Source organism: Neobacillus drentensis, assembly GCF_036962765.1.
GTDB classification, from domain to species: domain Bacteria; phylum Bacillota; class Bacilli; order Bacillales; family Cytobacillaceae; genus Neobacillus; species Neobacillus drentensis_C.
The window spans coordinates 2068-11280 of the sequence record NZ_JBALOS010000230.1 but is presented as its reverse complement, the minus strand read 5'-3'; the positions used below and the strand labels follow the sequence as shown (position 1 = coordinate 11280).

The window sequence follows — 9213 nt, the reverse complement described above, 5'->3', positions numbered from 1 at the left end:
CATTATAATATTATCATTATTGAGAATGATAATAAAAAATAGGAGCAAATTTTATTATGACAAATGAATCAACAGTGGACGTTATTTTGCATCCCGTTCGAATGAGAATCATCCAGTATTTAATTAATCAACAACTTACAGCACAGCAATTAAAAGAATTCCTTCCAGATATCCCGCAAGCTTCTTTGTACCGTAACTTAAAAAAATTAGTTGAAACGAAAGTCATTCATATTGTAGGTGAAATTCCAAACAGAGGAACGGTCGAAAAGGTTTATTCAATCCAAAATCCAAATAAGGTATCCATTGGGCCTGAAGACTTAAATAAGCTTTCAAGGGATGAACATATGAGCCTGTTTATTAAATTTATGGCCAATTTAATGGGCGAATATGATCGATATTTAGATCAAGATAACATCGATCTAGTTGCCGATGGTGTTACATTCAGGCAGGCTTCCGTTTATTTAAGTGAAGAGGAGTATACCGAATATGTTAAAGAGCTTGCAGCAGTTTATTTAAAAGTAATAAATAACGAACCAAAAAAGGGCAGGAGAAGGAGGACGGTTGCCACCATTATGATTCCTGAAAAAATGAAAGAAAAATAGGGGGTATCGAGATGAATAAAGGGGAGAAGGAAGTAACTATTCAAAGCGGTGTAACACTAAAAGGGACATTATGCTTTCCAGAAAATTATGAAGAAAAAGCACCCGCAATCCTGATTATATCAGGTTCCGGTAAATTGGATCGAAATGGAAAAGTAACTAAAAAGATGGATTTAAAACTATACCGCCAATTATCCGAATACCTAACCTCAATTGGCTTTATAAATTTAAGGTATGATAAGCGTGGTGTTGGTGCAAGTGAAGGGGATTTTTTAACAACGGGTCTATGGGATTTGGTGGATGACGCACAGTCTGCAGTTCAATTTTTAAAAAATCTCCCGGAGGTAGACTCTGAGAAGGTAATTCTGCTTGGCCATAGTGAAGGCTGTACCATTGGAACGGCAGTTGCAGCCAGGGAAGAACAGCTTGGAGGTTTAATCCTACTTTCAGGTGCAATAGAAAGCTTGAACGAAGCATTGAAGAGGCAGAGAGATTTAGCAACCCAAGACATTATTAATGCGAAAGGATTCCAAGGTTTTTTACTGCGCTTATTAGGAGCACACAACAAAGTTGAAAAACAAGCACAAAAGTTTATTGATAAGGTTCTAAACTCTTCAAAGGATCAGATCAAAGTTAATTTAATCAAAACACCCGCTAAGTGGTTGCGAGAGCATTTCTCCTATAATGAAAAAGAAGATTTAGCCAAAGTTACCTGCCCGGTCCTTGCAATAACAGGGGCACGTGATATTCAGGCAAATCCAGAGGTTCTAAAAAAACTGCCATTATATGTAAAAGGGGATGCGCAATTTTATGTAGTGGAAAATATGGGGCATTCTTGTAAAGAGGTTTCCCGCACTTCGACAATGTTTACGGCAAAAAAAGATATTTTAGCTGGAGCAGAGTTGCCTTTACATCCGGAATTAGAAAAGTTGCTCGAAAATTGGCTGCGATTGCACTTTGTAAACATTTCTTCACAAGAGACAGTAATCATATAAGCGGTAGACACACTAAAATGGTCATTATTTGATGACCATTTTTTTGATTTTACTGAAAAAATTGTAGAAATATAGTATATTTATAGATGATAACATTTGTATAGATAAATGCTAGCAGATTGCTAATGAACTAATAGGAGTGATTACCATGTCTGAAAACGAAAGAATTCAGTTAAACGTACGGATTTCGAAAGAAACGTCGAAGCTATTAGATGAAATTGTCGAATATTACCAACAAGGGTTGAAATTAGGTAGGATTTATAAAGGTGATGTACTAACAGATATTATTGAAAAATCCTATGAAGTAATGAACAAACAGAAGAGATCATTTACAAAAAGATTTTAACTGCTAGGGTCAGGAATCGTCAATTTCAACATGATCGAACCATATGACACTTTCTGGCCTACTCTACTCCTCAGCTAAGAACACTGACCTTCCTTTATGAAAAACCCAACAATGCTAATAATTTTAAAGAATATTTTGAATTTAATTTGAATATTTACTATTTACAGGTATAATGATAAACATAACATACCAACTGGTTAGTATGAGAGAGGGAGTGGAAATGTTGGATTTTTCATATTCTCAAAGAGTAAAAGAGTTACAGGAGAAATTAACTGCCTTTATGGAAGCAAACGTATATCCTAATGAACGAATTTATGAGCAGCAATTAAACGATCAAGAAAGCCGTTGGAGTGCGGTTCCACCGATTATGGAGGAACTAAAAGAAAAGGCAAAAGCGGAAGGTCTTTGGAATTTATTTTTACCAGAAAGTGAATATGGGGCAGGGTTATCTAATCAGGAATATGCACCATTATGTGAAATTATGGGGAGATCTTTAATCGGGCCAGAGGTGTTTAACTGCAGTGCTCCTGACACCGGGAATATGGAAGTCATTGTCCGCTATGGAACTGAAAAGCATAAAGAACAATGGTTAAAGCCCTTATTAGCCGGCGAAATTCGTTCTTGCTTTTCGATGACTGAACCAGCAGTTGCTTCAGCAGATGCAACGAATATCGAAGCCAGCATCGTAAGAGATGGCGATGAATACATCATTAATGGTCGAAAATGGTGGTCATCTGGTGCAGGCGACCCTCGTTGTAAAATTGCCATTGTCATGGGAAAAACAGATCCATCGGCAAACCGTCATGAACAACAATCGATGATTCTTGTTCCATTGGAGTCTCCAGGTGTGAAGATTGAGCGGATGCTCCCTGTCTTCGGATACGATCATGCGCCGCATGGCCATGGAGAAATTACCTATGAAAATGTCCGCGTCCCTGCGGAGAATATCCTCTGGGGGGAAGGAAAGGGATTTGGGATCGCCCAAGGCAGACTTGGCCCAGGGAGAATTCATCATTGTATGAGATTAATAGGTGCCGCGGAACGTGCTTTAGAAGAATTATGTAAGCGTGTTCAGAGTCGGGCGGCATTTGGAAAAACATTAGCCAGCCAAGGGGTCATTCAGGAGTGGATTGCTGATTCGAGAATTGAAATTGAGCAAGCAAGGCTGCTCACCTTAAAAGCTGCCTATATGATGGATACCGTTGGAAATAAAGAAGCGAAAACAGAGATTGCTATGATTAAGGTCGTTGCTCCTTCAATGGCGTTACGTGTTATTGACCGTGCAATTCAAGCTTTCGGGGCGGCTGGAGTATCTAACGATTTTACACTCGCGGCACAATGGGCCAATGCTAGAACATTAAGATTAGCTGATGGACCTGATGAAGTGCACCGTGCTCAGTTAGCCAAACTTGAACTGAGAAAATATCAATAGGATCAAGACAGAGATGAAGGGCTGGAGGAATTTATGAAATTAGAAGGAAAAACAGCGATTATTACCGGGGGCGGCGGCGGTATTGGCCGCTCGACCGCGATCCGATTCGCAAAAGAAGGAGCACGGATCGCTGTTGCAGATATTGATGCTGTTATTGGTGAAGAAACCGTTAGTTTAATAAAAAGAAATGGCGGCGACGCGATTTTTATTAAAACAGATGTAACCGATTCAGGACAAGTAAAAGCATTAATCCACAACACGACTAGCACGTTTGGTGCATTACATATTTTGTTCAATAATGCTGGAGTTGGAAACTCTGAGGTACGAAGTGTTGATTTGGCCGAAGAAGAATGGGACCGAGTTATAGATATTAATTTGAAGGGGGTTTTCCTTGGAATAAAATTTGCCATTCCAGAATTAATTAAAGCAGGAGGTGGAGCAATCATTAACACCTCAAGCTTACTGGGCTTAAAAGGGCAGAAATATGTGTCGGCATATAATGCATCGAAAGCAGGGGTTGTCATGCTGACAAAAAATGCTGCACTTGAATATGGGAAATACAACATCAGGGTCAATGCCATTGCACCAGGAGTGATTGACACCCCAATTATTGATCATTGGAAGCAAAATGAGCGAAAATGGCCCATTATTTCACGTGCTAATGCACTTGGTAGAATTGGGACACCAGACGAGGTTGCCAATGCGGTGTTATTTTTAGCTTCCGATGAAGCTTCGTTTATTACAGGAACAACTTTGTCTGTCGATGGCGGCGGTTTAACATTTTAATAAAAGCATTTGGGAGGTTACTTGATGAGTGGAAAGAAAGCCTGGTTAGCCCATTATCCTAACGGCATTGAAAAGAATGTCACGATTCCAAATAAACCATTAAGTCAAATTCTTCAAGAGACCGCTGAAAAACATCCTGACAATAATGCCCTATCATTCTATGGCAGGAAATTTACTTATCAACAATTAAACGGACTTGTCCGTTCTTTTTCGTCTGCTTTGCAGCGAAATCAGGTTCAAAAAGGCGACCGCGTAGCAATCATGCTCCCTAACTGTCCACAATATGTCGTTTCGTATTACGGAATTCTTACAGCCGGAGCGATTGTGACACAAGTGAACCCGATGTCAGTAGAACGGGAGCTTGAATATATCTTGAACGACTCCGGAGCGGAAACCATTGTTGTCCTCGATGCCCTATATCCAAGGGTGAAAAGTGTTCAAGCTCTTACCAGCCTTAAGAACATCATTGTAGTCAGCCTCCAGCCATCAGGGCATAATTTTGCTCCTGACAGAAGCTATGAAAGGTTCTTATTGGAAAGCACCGGCAACGTCCTCCCAATTGAAATGGACCCAGAGCACGATGTTGCTGTCCTTCAATATACAGGTGGAACCACTGGAAGGTCGAAAGGTGCGATGCTGACTCATCGAAATGTATTAGCAAACGTTATTCAATGTTATGAGTTCTTTAAAGAAGAAATGGAAATCGGGAAAGAGCGTTATTTAACAGTCATTCCACTCTTCCATGTGTTCGGAATGAGTTCTTGCATGAATCTATCTATTTATACAGCCTCTGAGTCTATCATGCTTCCTCGGTTTGAATTGGAGGAAGTTTTAAATACCATTAAGAATGAACAGCCTACTGTCTTTCCAGGTGTTCCAACCATGTATGTTGCCATTACAAGTCATCCCCATGCGGAAGAATATGGAATCAACAGTATTAAAACGTGTAACAGCGGCAGTGCGCCTATGCCGCTTGAATTGCTGCGCAGCTTTGAAAAGAAAACAGGTTCAAAGATACTAGAAGGTTACGGATTATCAGAGGCCTCACCAACAACCCACTGTAACCCGCCATTTTCTGGACGGAAACCTGGCAGCGTAGGGATTGGAGTCCCTTCCACTGAGTACAAAATTGTAGACGTCGCAACCGGGACTAAAGAAGTGCCTGTTGGTGAACTAGGGGAGGTCATTATTAAAGGACCGCAGATTATGAAGGGCTATTGGAATATGCCCGAAGAAACGGCCACTACCCTCCGGGATGGCTGGTTATATACAGGCGATATTGCGAAGGTGGATGAAGATGGGTATTTATATATCGTTGACCGGAAAAAAGATTTAATTATTGCGAGTGGCTTCAATGTTTATCCGCGTGATATTGAAGAAGTGCTGTACGAACATCCAGTTGTACAAGAGGCAGTTTGTATAGGAGTTCCTGATCCGTACCGAGGAGAAGATGTGAAAGCAGTCATCGTCTTAAAGGCAGATAAAACAGTAACAGAGGAAGATATCATCCAATATTGTAAGCAAAACCTAGCAGCCTATAAGGTGCCGCGCCATGTTGAATTCCGTGACCAACTTCCGAAAACCAATGTGGGAAAAATCCTCCGCCGGGCCTTAAGGGAAGAAGTGAGAAATAAGTAGAGGGCGTGTCTTGAGCAATTTCTAAAAACATTTTAGATTGTAGAAATCCTCGTTTGTGCTTAAAGGGGCGTTATAGATTATGATATAATTCTCAATAGACATATTAGAGAATGCGAGGACATAATGTGAAAGAAAAAATTACAGCACAAAGCATCCGTCTATTCGAAAAAAAGGGATTTAGCGAAACGTCCATTCAAGACGTTGTTGATTCACTTGGTGTGACAAAGGGTACATTCTATTATTACTTTTCAAGTAAAGAAGAATTGCTAATGGATATCCATCTTGGGTATATAGATGACTTACTTTATAACCAGGATCTAATATTAAATGATGCTTCGAAATCGTATAAGGAAAAATTATCAGCTAATGTCTATATGCTAATTACGAACATTACCACCCAAGGTCCAGCGGCTAAAATTTTCTTTCGGGAAATGAATAATTTAAGTCCTGAACATCTTGATTTAATTGAACAAAAAAGAGACCAATTCCGTCTAAACATTGAAAGCCTGATTCGTGAGGGCGTGGAAAAAGGGGAATTCCGACCTGAATTAAATGTCCCGATTATTACCATGGGTATTCTTGGTATAACCAATTGGAGTTACCAATGGTTTAATCCAAATGGAAGATGCTCCGATCAGGAAGTAGCGGAGATTTTTGTCGAAATGATCTTAAAGGGAATTCAAGAAAATTGAAGAAAAAAGGTATAACGGGGATTCTAGATTATTATCCCCTCTTTTTTAAAATGTGAATACCAACCGGTTAGTATTGGTTTGGATTTTCTTAATTGTGAGGAGGAATCCGATGCCGCATCAAATGAGTAAAGATACCATCCCAGTCCGAAAAGGGGAGGAACTTAACCTTTCTGCCCTTACAACGTTTTTACAAGAAAACATCAATAACTTGCCTGGTGGACCACTTGAAATTTTACAGTTTTCCGCCGGTCATTCCAATCTGACGTATCAACTGAAAAAAGGGAATTGGGAAGCGGTATTAAGACGGCCGCCTCTAGGACCTGTTGCACCGAAAGCACACGATATGGAGAGGGAATATAAAATTCTCTCAGATTTGCACTCCTTTTTTCCTGTTGCCCCGAAGCCCTTTTTATTTTCAAAAAATGAAACAATCGTTGGCAGCCCCTTTTTCTTGATGGAAAGAAAAAATGGGATCGTTATCGATACATCCTTTCCTGATGGGAAATTGGTAACGGATGATCTTTGTCGGCAGCTTTCAGAAGTAATGGTTGAAAGGCTGGTGGAATTACATGCAATTGACTACAAACAGACTGGTTTGGCTGAAATCAGCAAACCAGAGGGCTTTATGGAAAGACAGGTTCATGGCTGGATCGGACGCTATGAACGGGCAAAAACCGATGAAATTGATTGTTTTGAACATTTGAAGAAATGGCTAGTGGATCATACTCCTAAAAAACATCAGTCAACAATCATTCATTACGACTATAAATTCAACAATGCCATGTTTAATGAAGAGTTAACCGAGATGGTGGGTCTGTTTGATTGGGAAATGACCACAGTTGGCGATCCGCTTGCAGACCTTGGGGTTGCGATGGGGTATTGGAATCACCGCGATGATTCGGAACTTTTGATTAACGGGTTAGGGAAGGCTCCGGTCACAGCAATCCATGACGGGTTTATTACAAGGAAGGAATTTATCGAACTTTATGCGAAAAAAAGCGGCCGGGATGTTACTAATTTCAACTTTTACTTAACATTTGCTTATTTTAAATTGGCGGTCATTGGTCAGCAAATCTATTACCGCTTTAAGCAAGGTCAAACATTAGATATTCGATTTGCCAACTTTAATTATTTCGTGAAAAATTTAATTCAGCATGCAGCAAATGTTGCGGATGAGGAGTTTTAAAAAGGAGCTGGGTGCGAATGACAAAGATTCACCTTCTCATGAAGAAAGAAGACATCCAGGAAGAGAAGATTTCGGAAGGAAATAAAATAGCAGTGGTCTTGGATATTCTACTGGCTACCACCACAATTGTTTCGGCCTTAAAAGATGGCGCAAAGGAAGTTATTCCTGTTTTGCACAGCAACGAGGCACTCGAACTTGCAAAACAATATCACCAGGATGAATGTGTTCTGGCAGGAGAATTAGATGCCAAACCGATTGACGGGTTTGTTTATCCCAGCCCCACATTAATCCGAGAAACGATCAACGGAAAAACGTTAATTTTATCGACAACAAACGGTACCGTTGCACTAAGAAAATCGTCTTCAGCAAATAAGGTCTATGTTGCCTCAATGCTTAATAACCCAGCCATTGCCGGTGCTATTCAAAAAGTATCAACGGACCATACCATTGTCATCATTTGTTCAGGAAATTCAGGAGAAACGAGTTTGGAAGATTTTTATGGGGCAGGCCACTTAATTGATTGCTTCGTGAAAAATAGTCACTATGAACTCACAGATGCGGCAAAATCGGCCTTATATTTCTACCGGGGCCAAACGGATGCATATGAAATTTTACTAGATTCCTATGTTGGAAAATTGCTTGATAAATATGACCAGCAGCCGGACATGAGGATTGCTGCTTCCAAAGGCATAACCTCAATTGTCCCAATTTTACAAGATGGAAAAGTCGTGGTCGAAACAATTTATTCTGTATAAAGGGTGGAGATCTTGATGAGGTTTGTACAAACGATTGCTCTAGTAACAGGTGCAGGAAGTGGAATTGGCAGGGCAACAGCACTTAGACTTGCTATTGAAGGTGCGAAGGTAATCTTAGTAGGAAGAACGAAACAAAAGCTTGATGAAACCGCTGAAGAAATGAATAAAAAAAGTAAAATTCCATTGGCAGAAGTCTTCCCAGCTGATTGTACAGATGCAGAGGATGTTGCAGAATTAGCAGAGTATGTCGGGCGCTATTACGGTGATTTACATGTTTTGGTGAATAATGCCGGAGGTTCTAGGAATTCAAGAATATTGGAAATGTCTGAACAAGAGTGGGATGATGTCCAGGATGTTAATTTGAAGAGTGTGTTTTTAGTATCAAAAGCGCTTGGAAAAATCATGGTTGAAGGGGCACAGCGTCAGGAGCATAACCGAGCAATTATCAATGTTGCCTCCTTATCAGGACACCAGGCAGGCGCGGAAATCCCACATTACAGTGCGGCGAAAGCTGGAGTGATTAATTTGACGAGGTCATTAGCGCTGGAATTAGCACCCTATGACATCCGTGTCAACTCCGTATCCCCAGGATTTGTCGAGACCCCATTAACAGAGCGCGGTTTAAAGAATGACCGTTTTGTGAGAGCCATCCAAAAAAACACAGCTCTACAGAGAGTTGGGAATCCTGATGAAATAGCTAATGTAATCGCTTTTGCTGCCTCACACGAAGCCTCCTATATGACTGGTTCAGATTTACTGGTTGATGGTGGCTGGCTGATAAAAT

10 protein-coding genes are annotated in these 9213 nt (G+C 40.4%); all 10 read left to right on the top strand.

Annotated elements, in window-relative coordinates; all coding sequences use genetic code 11:
• Positions 1 to 56 precede the first annotated feature (56 nt).
• Complete coding sequence (locus V7137_RS24265; RefSeq protein WP_335700447.1) at positions 57 to 602, top strand: helix-turn-helix domain-containing protein; 546 nt, start codon at positions 57 to 59, stop codon at positions 600 to 602.
• Between the two features lie 11 nt (positions 603 to 613).
• Positions 614 to 1594, top strand: a complete 981-nt coding sequence (locus V7137_RS24260; protein WP_335700446.1) for an alpha/beta hydrolase — start codon at positions 614 to 616, stop codon at positions 1592 to 1594.
• A 148-nt stretch (positions 1595 to 1742) separates the two neighbouring features.
• Positions 1743 to 1940: a hypothetical protein gene (locus V7137_RS24255; RefSeq protein WP_335700445.1), complete on the top strand. Its 198-nt coding sequence runs from the start codon at positions 1743 to 1745 to the stop codon at positions 1938 to 1940.
• 223 nt (positions 1941 to 2163) lie between these two features.
• Complete coding sequence (locus V7137_RS24250; protein ID WP_335700444.1) at positions 2164 to 3372, top strand: acyl-CoA dehydrogenase family protein; 1209 nt, start codon at positions 2164 to 2166, stop codon at positions 3370 to 3372.
• Positions 3373 to 3405: 33 nt separating this feature from the next.
• On the top strand, positions 3406 to 4158 hold the full coding sequence (locus V7137_RS24245) for an SDR family NAD(P)-dependent oxidoreductase (RefSeq protein ID WP_335700443.1): 753 nt from the start codon (positions 3406 to 3408) through the stop codon (positions 4156 to 4158).
• A gap of 24 nt (positions 4159 to 4182) precedes the next feature.
• A complete protein-coding gene (locus tag V7137_RS24240; protein WP_335700442.1) occupies positions 4183 to 5796 on the top strand; it encodes a long-chain-fatty-acid--CoA ligase in 1614 nt (537 codons plus the stop codon).
• Between the two features lie 125 nt (positions 5797 to 5921).
• Positions 5922 to 6488, top strand: coding sequence for a TetR/AcrR family transcriptional regulator (locus V7137_RS24235; protein WP_335700441.1), 567 nt, complete (start codon positions 5922 to 5924; stop codon positions 6486 to 6488).
• Positions 6489 to 6597: 109 nt separating this feature from the next.
• Entirely contained in the window at positions 6598 to 7674 is a 1077-nt protein-coding gene (locus tag V7137_RS24230; protein ID WP_335700440.1) for a phosphotransferase family protein, read from the top strand.
• A gap of 17 nt (positions 7675 to 7691) precedes the next feature.
• Complete coding sequence (locus tag V7137_RS24225; RefSeq protein ID WP_335700439.1) at positions 7692 to 8429, top strand: 2-phosphosulfolactate phosphatase; 738 nt, start codon at positions 7692 to 7694, stop codon at positions 8427 to 8429.
• Positions 8430 to 8444: 15 nt separating this feature from the next.
• The coding region (locus tag V7137_RS24220; protein WP_335700438.1) for an SDR family NAD(P)-dependent oxidoreductase at positions 8445 to 9213 on the top strand (769 nt) is incomplete at its 3' end.

What these genes read in the sequence shown, in the direction of transcription:
- V7137_RS24265 (WP_335700447.1), top strand. Translation starts at nt 57, where the DNA reads ATGACAAATGAATCAACAGTGGACGTTATTTTGCATCCCGTTCGAATG.
- V7137_RS24260 (WP_335700446.1), top strand. Translation starts at nt 614, where the DNA reads ATGAATAAAGGGGAGAAGGAAGTAACTATTCAAAGCGGTGTAACACTA.
- V7137_RS24255 (WP_335700445.1), top strand. Translation starts at nt 1,743, where the DNA reads ATGTCTGAAAACGAAAGAATTCAGTTAAACGTACGGATTTCGAAAGAA.
- V7137_RS24245 (WP_335700443.1), top strand. Translation starts at nt 3,406, where the DNA reads ATGAAATTAGAAGGAAAAACAGCGATTATTACCGGGGGCGGCGGCGGT.
- V7137_RS24240 (WP_335700442.1), top strand. Translation starts at nt 4,183, where the DNA reads ATGAGTGGAAAGAAAGCCTGGTTAGCCCATTATCCTAACGGCATTGAA.
- V7137_RS24230 (WP_335700440.1), top strand. Translation starts at nt 6,598, where the DNA reads ATGCCGCATCAAATGAGTAAAGATACCATCCCAGTCCGAAAAGGGGAG.
- V7137_RS24225 (WP_335700439.1), top strand. Translation starts at nt 7,692, where the DNA reads ATGACAAAGATTCACCTTCTCATGAAGAAAGAAGACATCCAGGAAGAG.